Source organism: Paraburkholderia sp. USG1 (assembly GCF_031570135.1).
GTDB classification, from domain to species: Bacteria; Pseudomonadota; Gammaproteobacteria; order Burkholderiales; family Burkholderiaceae; genus Paraburkholderia; species Paraburkholderia dioscoreae.
The window spans coordinates 22291-44876 of the sequence record NZ_JAMWXW010000001.1; the positions used below are offsets into that span (position 1 = coordinate 22291).

Genomic DNA, 22586 nt, shown 5'->3' on the forward strand with positions numbered 1-22586 from the left:
CAGGCTAGCGTCCCTTGAATTCAGGTTTTCGTTTCTCGAGAAAGGCACGCATGCCCTCGGTTTTGTCTTCCGTGTCGAACAGCAGCAGAAACTCGCGGTTCTCCAGAGACAGCGCTGTATCGAGAGGTAGATCAGCGCCCTGTCGCAATACCCGGCGGGTTGCCGCAACGGCTTTGGGTGGCATGCGGGCGGCCTTGCGTGCGAGCTCCATCGCGCGAGGCAGCGTCGCCCCTTCAGCGGTCAGTTCGGCCACCAGTCCCAGCTGGTAGGCGCGCTCGCCCGTGAGAGCCTCGCCTGTCATCAACATGCGCCCCGCGACCTGCTTGCCGACCGAGCGCACCAGCCGCTGGGTACCACCGGCGCCCGGCATGATGCCCACCCCAAGTTCAGGCTGCCCCAGACGGGCCGTCGGGTCCGCCACAATGAAGTCGCACATCATGGCCAGTTCACAGCCCGCGCCCAGGGCAAAGCCGCTCACCGCCGCGATCACCGGGCGGCTACAGTTCGCCACGGGCGCCCAGTAACGGCCCAGATCGATCTCCGCGACCTGTTGCGCGCCCTTGTCCACCAGCAGGTTCAGATCCGCACCGGCGGCAAACACCGTGGCACTTCCGGTAATCACGATTGCCCGCACATCAGGGTCGCCCTCCAGCTCAAGGAAGGCATCTGCAATCGCCTGACGCATGCTCAGGTCCAGCGCATTGCGCTTTTCGGGACGGTTCAGCACCACGACGCCAACCGCGCCCTCGCGCTCGACAAGCACCGGCAGATCGCTTTCAGATTGAGCGGGCGAGTTCATTCCGTCCCTCGTGGCTTGCCGGTGAAGTCAGCGGCGCGCCTGTTTTTGAAGGCGTCATAGCCCTCAACGAAGTCGTCGCCCAGCAGGCAGACCGCCTGGTCGTTTTTCTCCCGGACAAATTCCTCCGCCAGCGATGCTGACACGTTGTTGAGCCTGTCCTTCATGCGGGCGAAGGCACCGAGTGGCAGTTGTGCCAGTTCCACCGCCTTCGCAACGGCAGTGTCCATGACCTGTTCGTCGCTCACCAGCGCATCCGCCAGGCCGATGCGCAAGGCCTCGGTTCCGGTCACCGGTTTGCCCGCAACGAGGATGCGCCTCGTATGCGGTAACCCGATCCGCGGGGGCAAGGTCAGCAGCTGACCCCAGTCGGGCGTAAGCCCGAGCTTCAGGAACGGGAACAGGATCTGGGTACCCTCGCCCACAACGATATAGTCGCCCAGCAGCGCGAGTCCGACTGCCGCACCGGCGCCAATCCCTTCAATGGCGCTGACCACGGGAATACCTGCGCCGGCGACCTGCGCACAGAGAAAATGGATATGCTGCATGCGTGCCCGGGCCTGACTTTCGCTCAGCCCCACCATGCTAGGCAGGTCGCCGCCGGCGGAGAAGGTTCCGCCGACTCCGCCGAACACCAGTGCGCGCACACTGCTATCGGCAAGCAATGCACTCAGCGTGTCGGTCAGTTCCTGCCGAACGTCGTGGTCGATCGCGTTGCGCTTGTCCGGGCGATTGATGAGCACGCGTGCGACATGCGCGTGCGGGCGGTCTGTCAGGACAACATTGGCCGCCATACCTCAAGCCCCTTCCCGGCCAACGATCGAAACCGAGCAGACATTCTGCGATGGCTGACCGCCAAGGTTATGGGTCAGGCCGATGGTCGGGTTGCCGAGCTGCCTTTCGCCGGCGCGCCCCTGGAGCTGGAGATACATTTCGTAGAGCATACGAATTCCGCTGGCTCCAATCGGGTGACCGAAGCACTTGAGCCCACCATCGATCTGACACGGCTGGCGTCCATCGGCGTCGAAAACACCATCGAGCACATCATGCACGGCCCGTCCGTCCTCGGAGAGTCCCAGATCCTCCATCGTCACGAGTTCGGTGATCGAAAAACAGTCGTGTACCTCGGTCATGCTGATCTGTTCGCGCGGCTTTCCGATGCCCGCCTCGGCATATGCGCGTTTCGCGGCAATCCGCGCAGTGTGCACGTAACTTCCGTCCCACTCGTTCGACTGCATCTCCCAGCCGTTGGACACGGCCACCTGCAGTGCCTTGAAAGTGACGAGATCACGCTTGCCCAGACCACGCGCGATATCGGGCGTGGTCACAATGACCGCAGCGGCGCCGTCGGACACGCCACAACAGTCGAACAGACCCAGCGGTTCGGCGATGATCGGGGCCTTCAGACACTGCTCTTCGGTGATCGCTTTTCGCAGGTGCGCCTTCGGATTCTTCGCGCCGTTAGCATGGCTCTTGATCGACACATGAGCGATAGCGCGCTTGAGTAGCGAGGCATCGATGCCGTGCCTGCGCCGGTATGCGGAAGCCAGCTGCGCAAAGTTTGCGGGCGCCACCGCGTTCGGATACCACTGCGGGATATAGGTCCCCACCGTGGCCACAGGCAGGCCGCCGTAGCCCGTGTCCTTGAGCTTTTCGACGCCTAGCGCAAGGGCGATGTCGCACGCGCCCGACGCCACGGCATACACTGCGGCCCGGATCGCTTCGGAGCCACCCGCGCAAAAATTTTCCACACGGGTAACGCCGATGTTGGGCAAACGCAGCGCTATCCCCATTGGCGTACCCCCGCGTCCCACCCCGACATCCTCCATGTGAGTCGAAAACCAGGCCGCATCAAGCTGATCCGGTGTGATACCGGCGTCGGCCATCGCCTCACTGTAGGCCTCTACCATCAGGTCTTCAGGGCTCGCATCCCAGCGTTCGCCGAACTTGCTGCAGCCCATGCCGAGGATGGCTACCTTATCCTTGATACCTGCTGCCATGACATCACTCCGAAACGGTTTGGGGGGCTGAAGGCGCCGCGTCGCGCACAGGCGTGGCTTTCCAGAAGTAGCGCGTAAAGCCGCGCAGCTCGTCGACGTCCTTGATGCGAAACACCATTTCCATTGGGGTTCCGGATTGCACCTCTCCAACATCCAGATCCGTGAAGTCCATCAGGATCCGGCCGCCACCATCAAAGTCGATCTGCCCGTAGTGATGCGGCGGCGCCATGTGGTAAGACAGGTACTCAGCCGACCAGCTCAGTACGCTCGCCCCGCGCTCGGCAAGCTTGTAAGGCTGTTGCGTATCCTGTCGCGGCCCGTCCCGGTCGTACGAAAGGCGCGAGGGGGGAAAAGTCACACTGCCGGTCACTGAGCACTTGCCTGCCACCAGGCCCAGCAGGGCCGACTTATGACGGTACGCAGTACTCAGCGCAGTCTTTTTGTCCTGCTCGCCGCGCATGCCACGCTCCAGTCGCAGCTGGTTTTTGAACGACAGGAATTTGGTGTAGTTGCGCTCCTCCGTACCGCGGGCCAGCCATTGAGTCACGCCCTTCGCCGGTCGGAACGAGCGGATGGCGTCGGTGACGCGAAACACAAGGGCCTGCGCGCCGCTTCCGAACTGCGCCACCAGGATGTGCTCGCCGGGCTGTGCACGTTCAAGAACATTGGCGAGCATCAGGAGCGCATGTGCGACACCCGTATCGCCGACCTTGTCTCCAAGCGCATCCACCACGGCCTCGGGCCTGATATCGCAGGTCTTCGCGAGCTGACTGTCAATCCTGGCGAAGACCGAGGGAAAGATGAAGTGGTCGACCTGTCGGGCGTCGATACCGGCATTTGAAAGCGCTGCAGTGACTGCCTTCGGGACGAGCTTTGCAATGCCCTCGTCACGCACCCACCGCTCTTCCCAGGCGTAGTCGATATCCTCACCCGCGGGGCGGAAATGATCGATGAAATCGACCGACACCGTGCCCGCCCCCAGGTATTCGGCAAGGACGTCGCTGGAGCCAAGCAGCATCGCGGCGGCGCCGTCACCGAAGTCCAGTTCCTGTGAACTCGCTGCCCGGGTCTTGCGGCTGTCAGCCGCGATAACCAGCGCATCCCCGGCACCGGCCTGAACCCGGGCCATGGCCTGCGTAATGGCTGACAGGGCAGAGCGTTGCGAACCGCCCGTGTCGAGCGCCTCGATGCCCTCGTCGAGCGTTAGCGCTTCAGCGACGACCACCGCATTCATGCGTTCGGCGAACGGCAAGGTACTGGAAGCGAGACAGACCGTGCGCACACGGCCACGGTCTCCGACCGGCCCCAGGCAGTCGCGTGCTGCCGCCACTGCCATGGTGATGCTGTCCTCATCCCAGTTCGCCATTGAGCGCGTGCCCTTTGCCTTGCTTATCAGGTGTGGCGCATACCACCCGTTGGCGTCGACGACCGCGCGGCGGCTGAGCCGCAAGCGGGGTATATAGCCTCCATATCCGACGATTCCGAACATGTTTCAGTTTCCTTTTGAAATCGGTTGCATTGACAGATGCGCCCGGAGAAAGGCGCCAATGGACTGCAGTGCGTCCCGCGCCTCAACCAGCTCGGACGGAAACTGCTGAAAGACATGGATCATGTTGTCCCAGACCTGCAGTTCAGCCGTGACACCGGCAGCGCGTGCCCTGTCGGCGAGCTCGGTAGAATCGCTGAGCACCGTTTCCCGATCGCCGACCTGGATCAGCAACGGCGGCAGCCCCGTCAGATCGGCAAACAACGGAGAAATGAGCGCGTCGCGCGCGTCGTCGTGCGGACCGAGGTAGTTACGCGCCATGGCGAGAATCATTGGCCGCTGATGGATTGGGTCCGCCGCGGCGCGCGTCTCGTAACTCTCGCCCGACGCAGTGAGATCGGTCCACGGCGACATCAGGACTGCCGCCGCCGGCAGCGGAAGATCCGCATCGCGCACTGACAGCAGCGTCGAGAGCACCAGACCCGCACCGGCAGAGTCTCCGGCCAGTGCGATTTCGTCGGCATGGAGGCCTTGCGCCAGCACCCATTCGTAGGCAGCGCAGGCGTCGTACAGGGCAGATGGATAACGGTGTTCAGGCGCCAGCCGGTAATCCACACCGAGTACGCGGCAGCCGCTGGCCTGCGAAATACACGCCATCAGTTCATGGTGCGAGCTCAGCGAGCCGACCTGGAAACCGCCGCCATGAAAGTACAGCACGGCCCTGTCGTCACGCGCCCCGGGTGCGGAAATCCACTGGCCGTTGACGCCATTGGCCACCACCGGTACCACCCGAGCGACGCCGGCGTTCGAACCGAACAGGTTGTCCCAGTCGCGGCGCATCTGCCCGACAGTTGTAGAGCGGCCCCAGCTCCGATAAACCTTGCTGATGCGTGCAACAACCGCATCGACCGGCGTCTCAATGATTCCGCTCATGCGCCGCACCCCATGCCCCCGGACACCCCGAGGATTTCACCTGTAATAAAACCCGCTGCGTCCGATGCGAGGAACGCCGTAGCGGCAGCCACCTCATCGGGCGTGCCGAGACGGCCGGCAAGCGTTGCACCGGTCATCGTGCCCATCAGCCGCTCACCGCCCCGTGCCACCGCCTCACGCAGCATCGGCGTGTCGATCGGCCCCGGTGCCACCACATTCGCGGTAATACCCTTGCGCCCGTTCTCGCGGGCAATCGACCGGGTAAACGCGATCACGCCACCCTTGGCCGCCGCATAGACCGCCCCGCCACGCGAGCCAAGGCGGCCAGCCTCGGAGGCGATGTTGATAATGCGGCCGTAACCTGCACCTTGCATGTGGGGCAGCACCGCATGGGTCGTTGCGAACACGGATTCGAGGTTAACCGCGAGCAAGCGCCGCCAGTCGTCAGCCGTGGTCTGCGTGAAAAATGCATGCTGATCCATGCCGGCGTTATTGACCAGGATGTCAAAGGGGCCGTGTGAGTCAATCACTTCACCGACCTGCAGCAGTTCGGTCACGTCCAGCTGCACCGCCGCCGCGCCGATGTCCGCTGCGAGGCGGCGGCCCTCCTCGACATCGAGATCCGCGATCACAACGCATGCGCCGTCAGCCGCAAGCCGACGGGCGATCGCCGCGCCGATTCCCCTGGCGCCGCCGGTTACCAGGGCCCTGCGTCCCGTGAGCGTCCGGTTCGTATCCATCAGCGCCCCAGGAAGCGCGGAGCACGCTTTTCAATCACCGCCGCTAACCCTTCCAGCGCATCCGACATACCCGCAAGTTGGGCCTGGGTGCGGTTCTCCTCAGGCATGCATGCCTCGACGCCCAGACCAAGACCGCTCCACAGTAACCGTTTGGTGCCTGCCAGCGCGGCCGGTGCGCCAGCGGCAAGCTGGCGCGTCAGCGCCAACGCCTCATCGCCCAGCTGGTCGTCGGGTACGACGCGATTGATCAAGCCCATTTCGAGCGCTTGCGCAGCGCTGATGACCGGGTTGAGCATCAGGATTTCCATCGCCTTGCGCAGGCCAACCAGTTGCGTCAGCGTCACTGACACACCGGCATCGGGCACCATGGCCACGCGGGTCGCGCCAGCCAGGAATCTGGCCGACTCCCCGGCTACGACGAGATCGGACGAGCACACCAGCCCCAAACCTCCGCCGCCCGCGGCGAAACCGTGCACCGCCGCGACCACCGGCGCATTCAGACGCATTAACAGCGAGGCGACGATCTGCAGGTACGAGGTCGCCACGCGGATGTAGTCTGGTAGCGCTGCTCCCTTTGAAAGAAAAGTGTGCACATCGCCGCCGGCGCAGAAATTCCTGCCTTCGCCGGTCAGCAATACCGCGCGAACCCGGCCGTCGCCGTGGACCTGCATCACTACTTCGTGCAGGGCCTTGAGCAGCGTTATATCCAGGCCGTTAGAAGCGTCGGGGCGATTCAGCCTGATATGAGCGACTCCATCAGGATGCAGTTCAAGCAGCACGGGCCCTTCGGCGACCAGAACGCTGGGCCGCACCTCGTTGTCTCCAGTCATGTTTTATCTTCCGAAAAGATGGGTCGGGCTTCAGATGAGGAAAGCCATGGAGTAAAGAGCCGTGTCGTTATTAACCAGAATCACCTTCTTGAGCACCATGCGCAGATCGTCACCTTCGCGACGCAGCCTGTATTCGTTGCGCGAGGCCCACACGGTGTCCCCACGCGTGTGAGACTCGAACACCATCGCGTTCGCGCTCACGCGTATTTCGGCGGCGTCATGCTCCAGAATCTCGACGTTGGAGACGATCCGACGCAGACGCGAGCGCGGCGTCTGGCTCAAACGCTTGCCCGTGTGGAACTGCCTGATACGCAGGCCGATACGTGAGCGGTTATCGTAAATGATCGACATCTCGTTTTCAGGGTCCGTGCCTTCGCCATTGGCAGGAATCCAGTAAATGCCGTCATCGGCCCATAGCGCTTCCCACGCGTCGTATTCGTGGTCATCCTGCAGACGTGCTTCACGGTAAATGAACTGCGTAACCTCATTGAGCAGGTCCTGCTGCTTTGCATCCCATGCCATTATTCAGCCTCCATCAGCGAGCGATAGTGACGCCAGATACCGCGCGACGGCGTTTCGTCGGTTGCGTCACCGATGAGGTAGCCGTTCTCGTCGGTGCGCTCTCGATGCTTGCCGCGCCCGAGAAACAGCCACTCGGGATTGCGGGCCTGCACCCCGAGCTGCGTGCGCTCATACATCTCGGCGTCATCGGCGAGCAGGAAGCCGGCCGGCCCCACCGAGCCCATGGTCTGCTGGCGAAGACGCCGGTTCAGGTCGGGAGCGCCCTTGAATTGCAGGGCCGTCACGTGTTGGACCGTCTCATTGACCGACAGGGGCTGGATCACGAAGATCTGGATTTCCGCAATGAACAGGTTGGGAAAGATCATCACGTGCGGGGTGCCGTCGATCAGGATCTTGCGAGCCTTCTCCGGGCCGTAAGCCGCGTCCATGCGCCTCACATAATCGGGCAGGCGATCCGCGGTAGTACCGAACCAGCTCAAGGGCACATCGCGCTTGCGGAACTCGGGGCGCAGGTCGTTCTCCGAATGACCGTTGCCCATGTAACGGGACACAGCCGTCGACTCGCTACTGTAGAGCGACCCGATACCGCTTTGCGCCACTTCGAAGATCGATGCATGCACAAATGATGGGTGGTAGCCGTCGGTCTCGTTCTCGACGAGGAATTTCCAGTTCGCCCGGGCCTTGTGTTTCAGAAACCCGGCGGTGAGCTCGATCTCGCCTTCCGGCGAATTCATGCACAGCAGGTCGATCGAATCCTTCGCCGCACCAAGATGCTCTTCAAGCGTCGGTCCTTCCGCGGCCATCGAGCCGAACACGAACCCTTTGTAGGACGCCACACGGGCCACCCGGCCAAGACCCAGCTGGGAACGGTCCACGCCTTCATACCCCGAAGGGAATGGATAGCCGCGCAACTCACCGTCATTGGCAAATGTCCAGCCGTGATAGGGACAGGTGAAGGATCTGGCGCTTCCCTTTTCCGTCATGCAGACACGGTTGCCCCGATGTGGGCACCGGTTGTGCAAAAGATGTATCTCACCCGCGCGGTCGCGCGTCATGATGACCGGCTCAGGGCCGATCGATTTCATTACATAGTCGTTCGCCTTCGGGATTTCACTTTCGTGCCCGACATACACCCAGGTTCGATACCAGATTTTTTCCAGTTCGGCCTGAAAGATCGCAGGGTCGGTATAGAGGGACCCGTGCACATGTTCGGACTGGACCAGTTGATCCCATTGCGGCCGCGCAGCGGTAGCCACCGGCGCAACGGGAATGACACGAGTGCAATTGTTCAAGACATTACCTCCATGCGCCGGCCTGCGTAACTCAGGCATCAACGGTTGTTCAGATGAGCGATTAATGCAATAATAGTCCGACGCGACGGACTATGTCAAGGAGCCGGACGCGATCTCGTTTAACGTGCCCAGGAGACAGCACTCATGCCTACCGTGACCTACGTCGAGCACAACGGTACCGCCCATACAGTCGAGGCGAAGCCCGGCCGATCTCTTATGCAGATCGCCGTCGATAATCGTGTATCAGGAATCCTTGGCGATTGCGGCGGCTCCTGCAGTTGCGCTACATGTCACGGTTATATCGACCGGAAATGGGCCGACAGACTGCCTCCCGTTTCGGAAACTGAATCTTTCATGCTCGAAACCGTCCCCGAGTTGCGGGAAGGAAGCCGGCTGTGTTGCCAGATCAGGATGAGCCCCGAACTTGACGGGATCGTGGTCACCCTGCCTGAGGATCAGGGATAAACCGGGCACACGCCCTTGCTGGACTCCCCCGAACGGCGGGACTTGTCCAATGCAACCGTACTGGATCACCCGGCCAGCGTACTGCTGGAACTGAACTACAGTGCGACGGAGCACGACCGTCGCCGCGGAGAGGTCGGACGCACTGTGCGCGCGGCGGATTCATCCACCGGCAGATGCCAGATACGCCTCATTGCGCCCCCGCCTCCGCGGTATCGACATCCTGGAGAAACTGATGAGTGAACCGAACCGCCTTCTGCCGCCCTGGAATGAAGCCGATCTTGCTGAGCTGCTCACGCTGGAAAAATCGGCAACAGGGCGCTACCGCAGTTGCCTGTGCGACCCAAACCTCAATGGCCGCGTATACGGTGGACAATTGCTTGGTCAGGCGATGGCAGCGGCGGCGTTAACGGTGCCCGAAGACCGGGCAGCCACGGCAATGCAGTTGTTGTTCCTGCAAGGCGCCATGCCCGACCAGCCCATTGATTTTGAGGTCATCGCCCTCCAGGACGGCAAGCGCTTCTCGTCACGGCACGTGCGCGGTAGCCAGGGCGGCACCCGATTCATTCTCGACGCCCACGTGACATTTGCCCTGCCGCTGTCTGCTCCTGAACACGCTACCCCGTCCAGCGCGCTCGAACAGGATCCGGATGCGTTGCCGGCGTTTTCGACGCAGGCATGCGATTGGGAGGAACGGCTGCGGCGCCTGGGTGGCTATTCGCTGCGTGAGAAGCCGTGCATAGAGTTCCGCGTACCCGATTTCGAGCGCCAGATGGCCCCGGACGCGGCGCGGTCCGGCCTGCGATTCTGGATAAAAACCCGTGATCAGCTATCGGCCAGTCCAGGCATACATGCCGGGGCCTTTGCCTATCTCTCTGACTGGTGGCTGAACTTCAGCAGTCTCGGTCCGCATTTGCATGCCCTCAGCGAGCAGCGCAATCTTTACATAGCCAGTCTCAATCACAGCATCTGGTTCCACCAACCGGTAGCGGCCGACCAGTGGATGCATTTCCATTCCCGAAGTCCCTGCGCAGCCAGCGGGCGCGGCCTGTCAGTTGCGGAGGTCCATGACCGCAGGGGCCGACTCGTCGCATCGGTTACCCAGGAGTGCCTGATGGCCTACGCGGACTAGTCCGCGTTCGCGGATTGCATTTTTTTGTTGTTCAATACGGAGGGCATCCTGCGTAAGCTCGCTTTACTGCGGACACTCTGTCGACATAGCTTTAGATGTAATCGGAGACACAATGAAAATCTTGGTGCCAGTCAAACGCGTGGTCGACTACAACGTGAAAGTCCGTGTCAAGCCGGATGGCAGCGCAGTGGACATCGCGGACGTGAAGATGTCGATGAATCCGTTCGATGAAATCGCCATGGAAGAAGCCGTGCGCCTGCGCGAAGCGGGCGTGGCGACTGAAGTGATCGCGGTATCGTGCGGCGTGACGCAATGTCAGGAGACGCTGAGGACTGCGATGGCGATCGGTGCGGATCGCGCGATTCTGGTTGAATCGGCTGACGAATTGCAGCCATTGGCAGTCGCGAAGATCCTCAAGGCTTTAGTCAACAAAGAACAACCGCAATTGATCATCCTCGGCAAGCAGGCTATTGACGACGATTCGAATCAGACGGGCCAGATGCTTGCCGCGCTGGCCGGTTTGCCGCAAGCGACGTTCGCCTCGAAGGTGACTATTGCTGACGGAAAAGTTACGGTATCGCGTGAAGTCGATGGAGGCTCGGAAACGTTGTCGCTCACTTTGCCAGCGGTCGTCACGACCGACCTGCGGCTAAACGAGCCGCGCTACGTGACGCTGCCGAACATCATGAAGGCGAAGAAGAAGCCGCTGGAAACGATCAAGCCTGCAGACCTTGGCGTGGATGTGACGCCGCACCTGAAGACGCTGAAGGTCGTCGAGCCTGCGAAGCGTAGCGCCGGCGTGAAGGTCGCTGACGTGAAGACGCTGGTCGAGAAGCTGAAGACCGAAGCCAAGGTGTTGTGAGGAGACAGAGCAAATGACAATTCTGATAATTGCCGAACACGATAACGCGTCGATCAAAGCGGCGACGTTGAACACTATTGCGGCCGCACAGAAGATCGGTGGCGATATTCATGTGCTGGTGGCGGGTTCGAACGTGCAGGCAGCGGCCGACGTAGCCGCGAAGATCGCGGGTGTGAGCAAAGTGCTGTTAGCCGACGCCCCGCAACTCGCCGATGGCCTTGCCGAAAACATCGACGGCACGGTGCTTCAAGTCGCAAAGAACTACTCGCATATCCTGGCTCCGGCGACCCCGTACGGTAAGAACATAGCCCCGCGTATTGCGGCGCATCTGGACGTGGCGCAGATCAGCGACATCACCGCAGTGGGCAGCGCCGACACCTTCGAGCGCCCGATCTATGCAGGCAACGCCATCGCCACAGTTCAATCGGGCGATGCGATTAAAGTGATCACCGTTCGCTCAACGGGTTTCGATCCAGTTGCGGCAGAGGGCGGCAGTGCATCGGTGGAGAAGATCGTAGCCTCGGCCGACTCCGGTATGTCCAAGTTCGTGAGCCGTGAATTGACGAAGCTGGATCGACCGGAGTTGACGTCGGCGAAGATCATCGTGTCTGGCGGACGGGGATTGGGCAGCGGCGAGGACTACACTAAGGTGCTCGAGCCTTTAGCGGATAAACTCGGCGCGGCGCTGGGCGCATCGCGTGCAGCGGTCGATGCCGGGTTCGCCCCGAACGACTACCAAGTCGGCCAAACCGGCAAGATCGTCGCGCCGAACCTGTATGTCGCAGTTGGCATCTCGGGCGCGATCCAGCACTTGGCGGGAATGAAGGATTCGAAAGTCATCGTCGCGATAAACAAGGACGCGGAAGCGCCGATCTTTGGCGTGGCGGATTATGGTCTCGTAGGCGATCTGTTCATCGTAGCTCCTGAACTCGTGAAAGAGCTAACCTAAAAGCAACCATTCGAGTCGTGCCGCCCGCACGATTCGAATCCACCTTGCTGCCCTCAGAAAGCCTGGTCAAGCTGGAGAATGAGGTTCGCGACCCTTCAAGGCAGAAAAGCTGCATCTGCTCCCTGGGATGTACGGAACGCCCGTCGCCGCGTGTGTCAAAAAGGTAAGGCGCCTCTACCCGAGCGCCCGCGCAATGTCAGTCATTGACCTGACAGATGGTGCGCCGCCAGACCCCGTTCGACTTGCGACAGAAATGGTGCCGAGATGCCAGCGGCGGTCGCTATCTCCTTGCGTGTGAGTTGCAGTATTCGCCGCCGCGCCCGGATCCTGTTACCAACGTTCGGAGCGCGATCAGGGTCTTCAAATGTCGAGTTCGTAACTGCCGCTTATAATTTGACATGTGCGCCCTGCGCCTCCCTCATGCGGGAACTACATCCCGCACGAAGATACCGAACCCTAAGCCGAATCAGCGTTAAGCGCGCTAACCCGCTTCCGACGGGGTTGAGGCCGCTGCCTTCACGAACTCCCCAGGTATTAATCTGACCTCTCGCAGTCGAACGCCAACGAAGGACGGCAGCTCATCCTCATCCATTTCAACAGTCTCGCAATCCTTGCAGTACAAACCCACCCATGCCCTCCAACTCTGGGCACGTTGCGTCCCATACTGGGCCTGACACGCAAGGCGTTATACAGCGTCAATGCTTTCGAACGCACCCGCGACGACCTCGAAGGACTCAAGGCGGTACAGCGCGAGCGCCGTGACTCACGACAATTCGTCGATTCGCCACCTGACGTATCGCGAATGGATCGAGAAGCATGCCCAACGTGGCGACGAAGGGGCGATCAGCCAGCTACATGGCTGGTGCTATGCGGAACAGCGCAGACGCAAACACTGTCACGGCTGTCAGACCGAGCCGGACTAATCGGGCAGCGACCGTTGGTGCGGCTTCATGTCTGCTTAAGGGCGAGTCGCGGGGGCACCGGATCGACGAACACGTCTTCACGGATTCTGGCAGACAGGTTGGGTTCAGTTCGTACCGGGCCGCCCCCGACGCAATGGTCACCGGCCTGCTGCTCGTTCGCGAAAAGTTCGGCCGCCCGCTTGATGCCGGGGGCGATGCAGCCTTCGGTGCGAAGATGGTGGATCTGGTGATCGAATACGGACTAGACGTCAGGTTCAGCAATGCGGCACTGGAGGCGCAACGCGAGAAACTTGAAGCAGCTCACTCATGTACCATAGAACGTTCATATCTCTGGCCCTCGATTCTCGATCGGGTTGGCGGCAGACTAAGAGCCGCTTATGTGGACGCCTCCCGGATTGCAAGCTGGTTTTGCATTTTTGGTCCGTCGCTTCAGTGCGGAAATTCGTAAAGATCCTATTGATTGAGGTTAAGAAAAATGACACGAATTGCTATCGTGTATGGCTCGTACCACAAGAAACTCGTTGATCGGATGGTAAACGCCGCCCGATCAGAAGCAGAAACACGGAGTCTCAAAATTGCGTCAGAGATAGCTGTCCCCGGATCAATGGAAAAGCCGTTGGCGGTTAAACGGCTGCTCCTAAACAAGGAAATAGATGGCGTTGTTGTTCTCGGAATCATTGAAAAGGGTGAAACAAGCCACGGCTTTGTGATGGCCCAGGCAGTGATTAATTCAATAATCGAACTGCAAGTGGAATTCATGAAACCAGTTGGTGTCGGGATCTTGGGGCCAGATATAAATCCGAGCCAGCTATCTACCCGATTGGAGCCGTATGCTCGCGCCGCAGTGGTAGCCGTAAATACAATGCTTAATGAATAAAATGCAAGCGGAGTGGTGATTTCAAGCGGTACCTAGTATTAGTGAAAGGACGTCCCGTATGGGCAGCAACATCAAGGGATAATCCGTTCTCCAAAATTCCTTCGGCCACTTTCTCCATGGCGGGGGAAAGTAGCGCGTAACAGTTGATTCGCATGACTTACGACGTTGAATCCAGCCTCCGCCAATTCGTTGAAGTGATGATGTGGCCGGCACGCCAGTGTCCTGCTGGGCGACAACATCATTCTCGTGTCCGGTCGCCCGCGGCCAGACAACGCTCCGTCACACAGGTCCGCCTGAACCCCATCGACGCTGCGGGCCGCGCTCGCTCTGCTCATGAATCCTGGGCTGCTGCGAAAAACCTATCGGGATATCGCCGAGGCCGCCGACGTTAGCCACGGAACGGTTCCGAATGCGATTCACGCCATGCTCGCCCGCCGCGACATCATCGAACAGCCGGGCGGCCAAGCCATGCAACTGGCGGATGCAGGACGGCCTTTGGATCGCCAACCACCACATAGAACTCCTGCTTCGCGTGCTTGAGCAGCCAGCCCTTCAGCCCTGCTGGCTACGTCGTCACCACTGGCTGACCGTCCGGCTTCGAGCGCAGCAGCTTGATGCCCCCCCCACACGAGATAGACCGCACCACCGAACTTCAACACCGTGAACTGCATTTCCGACGCGGGCAGCAACGTTCCCAGGCCGAACCCGGTAATCGCGATCATGATGATGAAGGCGAATAGCCGCCCGAACGAGGCGGTCACGGAATGGAGTGCACCGTTGGACAACGAAAGCACGTTGTTTGGTCCACACGCCATCGTCAGCGCAAAGCAGGCCGGAGAAACAGCAGGTAGGTATGCAGCGACATCGGCATACCTTTGTTGGTCGGGAGACAGAGGGAAAGCCAACCGTAGTGCGAACCCCGTATTCAGTTACGCCTGCCAGGATATTGGGCTGAGCTATAAAACATCATGCCACGTCTTGCGATACGGACAGCACCTCGGCACGACGCACCGCTGCGCCCATAAAGGCAAAAACCCTATCCACCGAAATGGACAGGGCTTTTTTGCTTTACTGCACCGCATTTCATCGCATGGGTAGAAACGTGGGTACCGCATGTGCCACCAGAAAAAGTGCTTATAAATCAACACTTTACAGACCAAACTGGCGGAGACGGAGGGATACCAAATCGTCCGGAAACCCTTGCCTGGCAAGGCTTTGAGAAAATGCCCCTTCCCTACCCATACTTCTACCCATACGAAAAAGAACCGACTTTTTGACTGCCTGGGACGGTCCGATTCCCAGTTTCGACCGGCCGAAACACGGTTCGAATCCCACTCAGAAGGCCCACGGGTCGATGATCGCGATTTCGCAATCGGTGAAGTCCTTGACATTGCGCGTCGCCAGTGCAGCTCCTCTTGATCGAGCGCAGGCGGCTATCATCGCGTCGAACTGGCTGATCGGCCTGCCCGCGTTCCTTCGCGCCACTGCAATCGTTGCATAGGCATCCGCTGCATCGCTATCAAATCCCAGTACTCTACCGGCAAAATCCTCAGCGAAAATCGCTTCAACCGCTGTAACCAATCCGTGTCTGCGGGCCCCGTCCGGCAGGAGGCCGAGGCCATAAAGAATCTCGGCCCGAGTAACCGCAGTCGTGAAAAGCCCAGCACGCGGCTGAGTGGCGAGCCATGCCATCACTCGATCGTCAGGTACAGGCCGCAACGTCTCTGACAGCACGTTCGTATCCAAGACGATCATGAGCCGAGGTCCACTCTTTCCACAATCGCTTCGCGTCCCGGCTGTTCAAGATCAACGCCGCCGAGTGGCTCAATGCGACTCCGAATTGAAGCCGCCAAGCTGCGATTCCCGACCGCCAGATCCGTCGAAAGTGCCGCGCGCAAGATATCGCGCGCCTCATCCTCCATCGAGCGTCCATGCAATGCCGCCTGGACACGCAAACGGGCTTTCAACTGCTCGTCAATGTTCCGAATGGTCATGCTAGCCATGCAACCTCCAATCATTGATTGCATTTTAATCAATGATTACGAGACCTTCAAGCTGGCAGCTGTTAACAAAAAGGATCGGGTCCTATTTACTGACTGTGCGCCCTGCCGTCCACCAAGACCCGCAGTGCTTCACGAAACCGCCATGGGGCCGCCGCGCATAGATGCTCTTGGATGAGATCATCAAAAAAGTAACCGCAGTTACATTTTTAAAGATACAATTTCAGAGTATTTTCGTAACGGTGTGCAGCCCAATTCTGGCCACTGCGCCCCAACGGAGTTATCAGATGGCTACTGACCGGACTTATGCTGCTCTTCCTATGGTTGCGGCAATCCTCGTCGAAAGTGCGATTCGAAAATCCCGGATAGCACGCTTAAACCGGGCTTTGCTAGCCGCTATCAGCTATGAGTGAAGTCATTTCGCACTGGGTTCTGCTCACATACAAGGTCCCCACCGAGCCACCCAAAAGACGCGTCGCACTTTGGCGCCGGCTCAAAGGCATGGGCGCCGTGTATCTCCAGAGCGGTGTCTGCCTGCTCCCCCGAACCGACGATCACGTGCGACGACTAAAAATGGTTGAGAACGAGATCACCGAGATGGAAGGGGAATGTCTGCTGCTCGAGACCACTGCGCTCGACCGGTCGCAGGAGGAAAAGGTGGTTTCCCGTTTTAAAGCCGATCGGGACGAGCAGTATCGGGAGTTTCTCGACAAGTGCCAGGACTTTCACAACGAAATCGGGAAAGAGACGGCTGATGGTCATTTCACCTACGCCGAACTCGAAGAGAACGACGTAGACCTGAAAAAACTGCAGTCCTGGCTGGAGAAGATTCGCAAGCTCGACTTTTATAGCGCGCCCCTGCAGCTCGAAGCACAGCAGCAACTCAAATACTGCGAAGCGTTGCTCGACTCATATGCGCAGCGCGTCTTCGATGCACACGACGAAAACAGGTAGTCCCTCGGATCGCTCGTAGCACGCACCTCTACCGCTTACCACCGTAACACCAGGAACAACCGTGACGACACTAACTGTTCTTACCTACAACACTCTTTTCGGCGGCCGCGATGGCTCGGCGGACCACCGCGCCATCGCCCAGGTCAACCTGGTCAACGATCTACGGCCGGACGTCTTCCTGATGCAGGAAGCGAAAAGCTTTGACGCCAACGGCAGCGCCTGGCTTTACTGGCTGGAGCAGCAGATCGGGATGCGCGGCTTTCTCGCGATCGCGCCTCGCACCGGCCAGAACATCGCGATTTTCATTCGTGAACCGATACGCCCGTTGAGCTTCGAGGCAGACGGTGCGAATTTTCACCATACGCTGGCTACTCTCAAAGTTGAAATACCGGGCAGCGAGCTGCCCGTCACATTCATTAGCGCCCATCTGTGCCCGAACGGCCCTGAGGTGCGTCGTCGTGAAGCCGCATATCTGGCAGTCCAGGCCGCGCCGGAGCGGCTCACGCTGGTCACGGGCGATTTCAATTCGGCTTCGCCGCACGACCTCGAACCAGCGGACTGGGCCGCCCTTGCGCCACATCACCGTGCGCGCTACCTGGCTGATGATCTGCGGGGTATCGACCGCAGTGTACTTGCTCACCTCGAAGCCGCTGGTTGGGTCGATCTCGGCTACAAGCTGGATGCGGAGCGCGGGCCAACCGTTCCCACGGCAGCCTATCCCGACGTCGAGTTCGCCACGATGCGCTGCGACTACCTGCTCGCAACGCAGGCACTCAGCGCCACCGCCCGCAGTTACCGGGTCATCCGCAATGACATCACCGATATGGCCTCCGACCACTATCCGGTGCTGGTGACGTTCGAGCTGTAAGTCATGAAGCGGCAACCGCGCCACATACCGTATCTGATGACGCTGGCCCGGCGCGTTAGCAGCGAACACGCGAAAAGAAGGGACACTGAGATGAACGAATACGGCGAAGCCCCACCGGCAGCCACACCTCCAGCGCGGAGCAACTGGCTCAACCGAACGGTTGCAGGCGCGGGAATCACCAGTGCGTTGGGCGATTTCTGCTACGAAACGACGACGGTCATCCTGCCCGGCTTTCTGGCTGCGCTCGGCGTGCCAGCGGCCATGCTGGGCATCATCGAAGGCATTTCCGATGCCGTGGCCGCATTCACCAAGATGGTCTCGGGGTACATCGCTGACCGGCTCGGGCATCGCAAAGTGCTGGTGCTGCTCGGCTACGGTTTGACACCCGTCGGTCAGATGCTGATCGCGCTGGCCGCAGGCTGGCCGTTGCTGCTGCTCGGCAGAATCGTATCGTGGTTTGGTAAGGGATTGCGCGGCCCGCTGCGCGACGCCATCGTGATCCAGGCCGTGTCGCCCGAAACGCGAGGACGAGCATTCGGCTTTCATCGGGCTGCCGATACCATTGGCGCTGTGCTGGGGCCGCTACTCGGCGTCGCGTTGCTCGGCTGGGCAAAGCAACTGCACTGGTCTGACTCAACCGGTCCATTCCGGCTGGCCCTCTGGGTGTCCGTAATTCCCGGTGCACTGGCCGTGCTGGCCTTCCTGACGCTGGTGAGGGACCCGCAGCAGTCGGTGAATCCGGCACTGCGATTCTTCAGTTCACTACGTGCATTACCGGAGCGATTCCGGCGTTACCTCGGTGCGGTTGGCATCTTTGGCATCGGTGACTTCTCCCATAGCCTGCTTATCCTGGCCGCCACCACGCTACTTACGCCAAGGCTCGGCACGATCGAGGCAGCACAGGTCGCAGGGCTGCTCTATGTGTGGCGCAATATCGTCCAAGTCGCCGTTTCATACCCGGTGGGTGTCGTGGCCGACCGGACCGGGCACCTTGCGGTACTGATTTCGGGCTATGTGCTGGGCGCGCTGACTGCGGTGCTGACAGCGCTCGCGTTCTGGTGGCATATCGACAGCGTGCCGCTGTTAGCGGGTATCTTCCTTGTTGCCGGTCTGTACGTCGCCATACAGGAGGCGCTGGAATCAACGACTACGGCAGAGATGGTCCAGCCGGATACGCTTACCATCAGCTACGGCGCACTCGGCACGATCAACGGTGCGACGAAATTCATTTCCAGTGCGGTCGTCGGTACAGTGTGGTCGACGGTTTCACCGGTGCTCGGTTTTGCACTGGCGGCCGGGCTGATGGCAGTGGGCACCGTGGCGCTTGCCTGCGTGGAGTCAAAGACATGACTGCCTCATCCGGGCGCAAATCCATACTGCGGTTGCCACTCGCGCTTCCTGCGGGCTATCCCAGCAATTGCCCACGCCGGCCATCGTCAGCCTGGCGTGAGCACCGATGCTCCACACTTCTTGATGCTGCTTCAGCGGTGAGCCAGCCGGGCGGCCAGTCGCTCCACAAATTCGACCACCATCGTCCGATCGTCCGTACCCAGTTTGCCGAGTAACTGCGATACGTACCTGGCCTGATCGGTGGTGCGATGGCTGCCCTGAGTCAACAGGTCGGCCACGTTACACCCGAATATGTCGGCAAGCTGCACGAGACGGTCAACAGTAAGCGTGACGACGCCGCGCTCCAGCCGTGACATCGCTTCGTCCTTTACGCCGAGCTGCCGTCCGAGCTCCAGTTGCGAGATGCCGCACCGGACCCGATGTTTCGCAATGGCCCGGCCGATCGCCGCCATCGCCTCCTCTACCTGAAAACTTGACATGCTGACTCCTTGCCCAGCCTGAACGACTGGACCCGCGCCGCTGGCGCGAAATATATTTTTCCGTTCTTGCGCAAACTCCGGCCCCCGGCATTCATCCGGGTCGCCACAGCACATAGCGCCGTGAATCGCAGCCCGTAGCTCAGTATCTTCTGCCGCAGCATCGCCTGGATCGAAGGATGACTGTTGTGAAACGATCGGGCATACCCACTACATTTACGTGAGCCAGCGTCTCAAAGGCACGTCCAGGCGAATGTGGGCAGCACAATCGCGCAAATGCGGCCATGCACCGCAAGAGGGCAACGATGCAACGTGATAGGTGAATGGAGAAGAGACATCAAGGTAGCTCCAGTGTCCGAATGATCCAAACCTGGGCTGGCACGGAGATCGGCCTGCACCTCCCTTTTTCCCAGGAACGCGCAGGCATCATTAGCCGGAGCGCCCGGCGGTTATCGGAGGTATGCCATCTCCATCGGCGGTAAGTGTACCGAGCACGAACGGCGCATGCAACGTCTGGGGTTCGCCGGACAAGTCGTGCCCGGTGACGAATCGTCACCGCTGACCGGTGCAGCCTTCTGACGGTGTGAGGGATACGTTACAAGGAGCAGGGTTGCCGCCCGCCACGCATACAAATAGAATCCTGAAAGGAAACGGGAGATGGCATTCCTCCACAAACTGCCCTTGCGGCTAATGATGCCTACTGTTGCCGGCCAGGGTTCAGGGAGTCATTGATACGACCCTCGTCCGGATTAGCTACGCGTCCTGGCCAGTGGGTCTGCTCGTGTATATCCCGAATCCTTGCTGCAATCCCGGCAAAGTCACGTCGTGCACTACCACGACTGATAACGCGTGGCACAGCCGAAGATGTTTCGCTGTTCCCGCGTCCCGGCACCTACCGCGCTCGACTGCGAATGAGCCCCGGTATGCCCGCACCGTGCTGCATATAGTCGCCGGTCTTCTCATGCGCCTGACCGGCGAGCCAAATGCGCCGGCTACGGTGCGCATCGCCACCCCTGTTGCGGGCGCAATTATCAGTTTCGCGAAGCGCCGCTTTGGACGCCCAGCCTCCGACTGCAAAAGCACGTTCGAGCACCAACCCATAGTGTGCCGGAACACCCTCTGCAGTTCACTGTACGAGCGTCCACACGTCCGCCGAGGTGGTGTCTATGCTGCTGTTTAATGCCGCTCTGTTCCTCTTTTTTGTAGCGCTGACAGCCTTCTTCAACATCGCAGAGATGGCACTCGTCGCTTCACGCAAGCCGAAGCTCGATGCGCTGGTCACACGGCCATCAGCGTCGGCTGCCCTCGCTATACGGCTGAAAGAGGATCCAGGGACCTTTCTGTCGGCGATACAGGCGGGGATCACGGTCACCAGTATCCTTGCCGGTACGTTCTGCGTCACCGCGTTTGCCGTCGCAGCAGAGTCCCTCCTCGAACGACTCACAGTACCTGTGACCTATGCCCGGCCACTAGGCAGTGCAGCATCCATCCTGATCGCCGCCTATCTCACCCTGGTGTTCGGTGAACTCGCGCCGAAACGCCTCGCACTCTCCTCTCCAGAATACAGCGCAGCACTGATTGCACGCCCACTCGACTGGACGATTCGTGTCGCACGTCCCTTCGTGCTTCTACTTCGCTGGTCCAACGACGTACTTATGGATCTAGCCCGAATACCCGCGCAAACAGACGATGAGACAAACGAAGACGAAATTCGCAGTGTGATTTCCAGTGCCCTACGCTCCGGCAGCATTCTGGATGCCGAGCGAAACATGATGGAAAGTATCCTGCAGCTCAGGATTCGGACAGTCCGCACTATCATGACTCCGCGGCGTCATCTCGAATGGGTCGACCGTGGAATGACCGAGGAAGAATTGAGCCAGCGCATCGCCGAGTCCCCGTGTTCAAAATTGATCGTCACGCAAGGTCGTGACATCGACCGCCCACTAGGCGTTGCGGCAAAGAAGGACATCCTTCGCCTGCTGCTGTCGACGGGCAAACTCGATTTCGAAGCCCTTTGCCAGCCGCCTGCATTTGTGGCCCAGAATACCCCGATTCTCGCACTTCTCAGTACCCTGAAACGCGCCCGCGCGCAGATGCTCTTTGTAGTTGATGAATTCGGGACTGTGATGGGAATCGTTACTCTCACCGACGTACTGGAAGCGGTGGCAGGCGATGTCCCTGAGCCCGAAAGGCGGCGTCGGGATGGTGAACAGTTGCGAAAACAACCGGACGGAACTTATCTGGTATCTGGACAATTGCCGGCAGACGATCTCGCAGAATACCTTGGCATCGGACGTGGCCAGACGCCAACCTACAAGACAACCGCTGGTCTGCTGCTTGAGCACTTCAGGCGATTGCCCGCCAGCGGTGAGCAGATACGCATCAGCGGCTGGTTGTTCGAAGTCGCAGAAGCCGATGCGAGAAGTATCCAGCAGGTCAGACTCACTCCTCCGAAGGACGCCCCGCACTGATCCATGAGAGCTCCCTACGGCTAGGATGCGTTTTTCAGGTGCCCTCCGGGCGATCACAGGACGGTATCCGGGCCGACAAATGGCCCACCCGACCCGAATCCATAACCGGTTATATGAGGCCGCGAACAGGCGCCGTTGGCCGCGCCAGCCTAGAGCATGCCTAACGGCGTGGCAGAAACTCCGGAAGACGTGCCCGAATAGCACGCGCGTCGAGGTGCACGATATCCTTGTTGAGTTCCAGTACGACGCTTTCGAGTGTCGTTGCTTCGAGCCGGTTGCGTAGCACCCCAAGAAATGCTGCGGGCGCAACGAGAACAAGCGAGCTCACCGTGCCACCTGTAACACCATCGCCGAGTTCTTTCGCGATCTCGGAGGCGAAGCTGATCATCTCGTGTTCACGCTGCGAACTGTCGGGATCCGTCCGATGACGACCATGCCCAAACCTGTCGTGCGTCCGACCAGGCGTGTCCGACACAAGATCCGACTCCCTGAGCCGTGAGGCGGGATGAACAAGCGTGCGCCTCTCCACCAGTTCGCGCGAAAGACCATCCGCTTCAAATATTCGCGCGGTCGCACGGTTTGCGACCACGATGCAGATTGACCTGCTCATTATTTTCTCCATAGGCACCCGACATGCCATGCTGCATAGCGTGCGCGAACATA

The 22586-nt window shown here is 60.1% G+C and carries 25 protein-coding genes and 2 riboswitches; of the genes, 11 read left to right on the plus strand and 14 right to left on the minus strand.

Annotated elements, in window-relative coordinates:
* Positions 1-4: 4 nt before the first annotated feature.
* The 9 genes from NE850_RS00085 to NE850_RS00125 are packed head-to-tail and all read right to left on the minus strand — an operon-like array spanning position 5 to position 8563.
* Complete coding sequence (locus NE850_RS00085; protein WP_310698154.1) at positions 5-799, minus strand: enoyl-CoA hydratase-related protein; 795 nt, start codon at positions 797-799, stop codon at positions 5-7.
* Positions 796-1590 (minus strand): enoyl-CoA hydratase/isomerase family protein, encoded by a 795-nt coding sequence (locus NE850_RS00090; RefSeq protein ID WP_310698155.1) that lies wholly within the window; start codon positions 1588-1590, stop codon positions 796-798. The genes NE850_RS00085 and NE850_RS00090 overlap by 4 nt, the downstream gene beginning before the upstream one ends.
* Before the next feature lie 3 nt (positions 1591-1593).
* Positions 1594-2796, minus strand: a complete 1203-nt coding sequence (locus tag NE850_RS00095) for an acetyl-CoA acetyltransferase (protein ID WP_310698156.1) — start codon at positions 2794-2796, stop codon at positions 1594-1596.
* A 4-nt stretch (positions 2797-2800) separates the two neighbouring features.
* Complete coding sequence (locus NE850_RS00100; protein WP_310698157.1) at positions 2801-4285, minus strand: 3-oxoacyl-[acyl-carrier-protein] synthase III C-terminal domain-containing protein; 1485 nt, start codon at positions 4283-4285, stop codon at positions 2801-2803.
* Between the two features lie 3 nt (positions 4286-4288).
* Entirely contained in the window at positions 4289-5215 is a 927-nt protein-coding gene (locus NE850_RS00105) for an alpha/beta hydrolase (protein ID WP_310698158.1), read from the minus strand.
* A complete protein-coding gene (locus NE850_RS00110; RefSeq protein ID WP_310698159.1) occupies positions 5212-5955 on the minus strand; it encodes an SDR family NAD(P)-dependent oxidoreductase in 744 nt (247 codons plus the stop codon). Before NE850_RS00110 ends, NE850_RS00105 begins: the two co-directional genes overlap by 4 nt.
* Entirely contained in the window at positions 5955-6785 is an 831-nt protein-coding gene (locus NE850_RS00115; protein WP_310698160.1) for an enoyl-CoA hydratase-related protein, read from the minus strand. Before NE850_RS00115 ends, NE850_RS00110 begins: the two co-directional genes overlap by 1 nt.
* A 30-nt stretch (positions 6786-6815) precedes the next feature.
* Complete coding sequence (locus NE850_RS00120) at positions 6816-7307, minus strand: aromatic-ring-hydroxylating dioxygenase subunit beta (RefSeq protein WP_310698161.1); 492 nt, start codon at positions 7305-7307, stop codon at positions 6816-6818.
* Complete coding sequence (locus NE850_RS00125; RefSeq protein WP_310698162.1) at positions 7307-8563, minus strand: aromatic ring-hydroxylating dioxygenase subunit alpha; 1257 nt, start codon at positions 8561-8563, stop codon at positions 7307-7309. The genes NE850_RS00120 and NE850_RS00125 overlap by 1 nt, the downstream gene beginning before the upstream one ends.
* A gap of 180 nt (positions 8564-8743) precedes the next feature.
* On the opposite strand from NE850_RS00125, the gene NE850_RS00130 reads away from it, so the two are divergent.
* The 7 genes from NE850_RS00130 to NE850_RS00165 all read left to right on the plus strand — a co-directional run bounded on the left by NE850_RS00130 (position 8744) and on the right by NE850_RS00165 (position 13804).
* Positions 8744-9064: a 2Fe-2S iron-sulfur cluster-binding protein gene (locus NE850_RS00130; protein ID WP_310698163.1), complete on the plus strand. Its 321-nt coding sequence runs from the start codon at positions 8744-8746 to the stop codon at positions 9062-9064.
* A 232-nt stretch (positions 9065-9296) separates the two neighbouring features.
* A complete protein-coding gene (locus NE850_RS00135; RefSeq protein ID WP_310698164.1) occupies positions 9297-10193 on the plus strand; it encodes an acyl-CoA thioesterase domain-containing protein in 897 nt (298 codons plus the stop codon).
* Positions 10194-10305: 112 nt separating this feature from the next.
* Positions 10306-11055: an electron transfer flavoprotein subunit beta/FixA family protein gene (locus tag NE850_RS00140; RefSeq protein ID WP_310698165.1), complete on the plus strand. Its 750-nt coding sequence runs from the start codon at positions 10306-10308 to the stop codon at positions 11053-11055.
* Positions 11056-11068: 13 nt separating this feature from the next.
* On the plus strand, positions 11069-12004 hold the full coding sequence (locus tag NE850_RS00145) for an FAD-binding protein (protein ID WP_310698166.1): 936 nt from the start codon (positions 11069-11071) through the stop codon (positions 12002-12004).
* 758 nt (positions 12005-12762) lie between these two features.
* A complete protein-coding gene (locus NE850_RS00155; RefSeq protein WP_310698406.1) occupies positions 12763-12927 on the plus strand; it encodes a hypothetical protein in 165 nt (54 codons plus the stop codon).
* Positions 12872-13375, plus strand: coding sequence for an LPD7 domain-containing protein (locus NE850_RS00160; RefSeq protein WP_310698396.1), 504 nt, complete (start codon positions 12872-12874; stop codon positions 13373-13375). Before NE850_RS00155 ends, NE850_RS00160 begins: the two co-directional genes overlap by 56 nt.
* Before the next feature lie 27 nt (positions 13376-13402).
* Positions 13403-13804, plus strand: a complete 402-nt coding sequence (locus tag NE850_RS00165; RefSeq protein WP_310698167.1) for a 6,7-dimethyl-8-ribityllumazine synthase — start codon at positions 13403-13405, stop codon at positions 13802-13804.
* 416 nt (positions 13805-14220) lie between these two features.
* On the opposite strand, the gene NE850_RS00170 is transcribed toward NE850_RS00165, so the two are convergent.
* From NE850_RS00170 to NE850_RS00180, 3 genes are all read right to left on the minus strand, one after another.
* Complete coding sequence (locus tag NE850_RS00170) at positions 14221-14589, minus strand: LysE family transporter (protein WP_310698168.1); 369 nt, start codon at positions 14587-14589, stop codon at positions 14221-14223.
* A gap of 550 nt (positions 14590-15139) precedes the next feature.
* Positions 15140-15559 (minus strand): type II toxin-antitoxin system VapC family toxin, encoded by a 420-nt coding sequence (locus tag NE850_RS00175; RefSeq protein ID WP_310698169.1) that lies wholly within the window; start codon positions 15557-15559, stop codon positions 15140-15142.
* Positions 15556-15807 (minus strand): FitA-like ribbon-helix-helix domain-containing protein, encoded by a 252-nt coding sequence (locus NE850_RS00180; protein ID WP_310698170.1) that lies wholly within the window; start codon positions 15805-15807, stop codon positions 15556-15558. Before NE850_RS00180 ends, NE850_RS00175 begins: the two co-directional genes overlap by 4 nt.
* 402 nt (positions 15808-16209) lie before the next feature.
* Between NE850_RS00180 and NE850_RS00185 the strand changes: the two genes are divergently transcribed.
* The 3 genes from NE850_RS00185 (at position 16210) to NE850_RS00195 (ending at position 18976) form a co-directional block, all read left to right on the plus strand.
* A complete protein-coding gene (locus NE850_RS00185) occupies positions 16210-16758 on the plus strand; it encodes a Chromate resistance protein ChrB (protein ID WP_310698171.1) in 549 nt (182 codons plus the stop codon).
* Between the two features lie 61 nt (positions 16759-16819).
* Positions 16820-17626 carry an endonuclease/exonuclease/phosphatase family protein gene (locus NE850_RS00190; RefSeq protein ID WP_310698172.1) on the plus strand — a complete coding sequence of 269 codons (807 nt, stop codon included), beginning with the start codon at positions 16820-16822 and terminating at the stop codon, positions 17624-17626.
* Between the two features lie 90 nt (positions 17627-17716).
* The gene (locus NE850_RS00195; protein WP_310698173.1) at positions 17717-18976 is read left to right on the plus strand and encodes an MFS transporter; all 1260 of its coding nucleotides are present in this window, start codon (positions 17717-17719) and stop codon (positions 18974-18976) included.
* 131 nt (positions 18977-19107) lie between these two features.
* Here the strand turns inward: NE850_RS00195 and NE850_RS00200 are convergent, their stop codons facing one another.
* Complete coding sequence (locus NE850_RS00200; protein ID WP_310698174.1) at positions 19108-19455, minus strand: helix-turn-helix transcriptional regulator; 348 nt, start codon at positions 19453-19455, stop codon at positions 19108-19110.
* A gap of 410 nt (positions 19456-19865) precedes the next feature.
* A riboswitch (Fluoride riboswitch) is annotated at positions 19866-19932 on the minus strand.
* A 164-nt stretch (positions 19933-20096) separates the two neighbouring features.
* Positions 20097-20159: riboswitch (Fluoride riboswitch) on the plus strand.
* A gap of 459 nt (positions 20160-20618) precedes the next feature.
* Here NE850_RS00200 and NE850_RS00205 point away from each other — a divergent pair.
* Complete coding sequence (locus NE850_RS00205) at positions 20619-21923, plus strand: hemolysin family protein (RefSeq protein WP_310698175.1); 1305 nt, start codon at positions 20619-20621, stop codon at positions 21921-21923.
* A gap of 160 nt (positions 21924-22083) precedes the next feature.
* Here the strand turns inward: NE850_RS00205 and NE850_RS00210 are convergent, their stop codons facing one another.
* Entirely contained in the window at positions 22084-22533 is a 450-nt protein-coding gene (locus tag NE850_RS00210) for a host attachment protein (protein ID WP_310698176.1), read from the minus strand.
* Positions 22534-22586: the final 53 nt, after the last annotated feature.

Excerpts from the sequence above, each read along its gene's own strand:
- NE850_RS00100 (WP_310698157.1), bottom strand. The coding sequence starts at position 4,285 with ATGTTCGGAATCGTCGGATATGGAGGCTATATACCCCGCTTGCGGCTC.
- NE850_RS00110 (WP_310698159.1), bottom strand. The coding sequence starts at position 5,955 with ATGGATACGAACCGGACGCTCACGGGACGCAGGGCCCTGGTAACCGGC.
- NE850_RS00120 (WP_310698161.1), bottom strand. The coding sequence starts at position 7,307 with ATGGCATGGGATGCAAAGCAGCAGGACCTGCTCAATGAGGTTACGCAG.
- NE850_RS00180 (WP_310698170.1), bottom strand. The coding sequence starts at position 15,807 with ATGGCTAGCATGACCATTCGGAACATTGACGAGCAGTTGAAAGCCCGT.
- NE850_RS00135 (WP_310698164.1), top strand. The coding sequence starts at position 9,297 with ATGAGTGAACCGAACCGCCTTCTGCCGCCCTGGAATGAAGCCGATCTT.
- NE850_RS00165 (WP_310698167.1), top strand. The coding sequence starts at position 13,403 with ATGACACGAATTGCTATCGTGTATGGCTCGTACCACAAGAAACTCGTT.
- NE850_RS00195 (WP_310698173.1), top strand. The coding sequence starts at position 17,717 with ATGAACGAATACGGCGAAGCCCCACCGGCAGCCACACCTCCAGCGCGG.
- NE850_RS00145 (WP_310698166.1), top strand. The coding sequence starts at position 11,069 with ATGACAATTCTGATAATTGCCGAACACGATAACGCGTCGATCAAAGCG.
- NE850_RS00205 (WP_310698175.1), top strand. The coding sequence starts at position 20,619 with ATGCTGCTGTTTAATGCCGCTCTGTTCCTCTTTTTTGTAGCGCTGACA.
- NE850_RS00185 (WP_310698171.1), top strand. The coding sequence starts at position 16,210 with ATGAGTGAAGTCATTTCGCACTGGGTTCTGCTCACATACAAGGTCCCC.
- NE850_RS00200 (WP_310698174.1), bottom strand. The coding sequence starts at position 19,455 with ATGTCAAGTTTTCAGGTAGAGGAGGCGATGGCGGCGATCGGCCGGGCC.
- NE850_RS00160 (WP_310698396.1), top strand. The coding sequence starts at position 12,872 with ATGCGGAACAGCGCAGACGCAAACACTGTCACGGCTGTCAGACCGAGC.
- NE850_RS00175 (WP_310698169.1), bottom strand. The coding sequence starts at position 15,559 with ATGATCGTCTTGGATACGAACGTGCTGTCAGAGACGTTGCGGCCTGTA.
- NE850_RS00140 (WP_310698165.1), top strand. The coding sequence starts at position 10,306 with ATGAAAATCTTGGTGCCAGTCAAACGCGTGGTCGACTACAACGTGAAA.
- NE850_RS00095 (WP_310698156.1), bottom strand. The coding sequence starts at position 2,796 with ATGGCAGCAGGTATCAAGGATAAGGTAGCCATCCTCGGCATGGGCTGC.
- NE850_RS00115 (WP_310698160.1), bottom strand. The coding sequence starts at position 6,785 with ATGACTGGAGACAACGAGGTGCGGCCCAGCGTTCTGGTCGCCGAAGGG.
- NE850_RS00090 (WP_310698155.1), bottom strand. The coding sequence starts at position 1,590 with ATGGCGGCCAATGTTGTCCTGACAGACCGCCCGCACGCGCATGTCGCA.
- NE850_RS00085 (WP_310698154.1), bottom strand. The coding sequence starts at position 799 with ATGAACTCGCCCGCTCAATCTGAAAGCGATCTGCCGGTGCTTGTCGAG.
- NE850_RS00210 (WP_310698176.1), bottom strand. The coding sequence starts at position 22,533 with ATGAGCAGGTCAATCTGCATCGTGGTCGCAAACCGTGCGACCGCGCGA.
- NE850_RS00105 (WP_310698158.1), bottom strand. The coding sequence starts at position 5,215 with ATGAGCGGAATCATTGAGACGCCGGTCGATGCGGTTGTTGCACGCATC.
- NE850_RS00130 (WP_310698163.1), top strand. The coding sequence starts at position 8,744 with ATGCCTACCGTGACCTACGTCGAGCACAACGGTACCGCCCATACAGTC.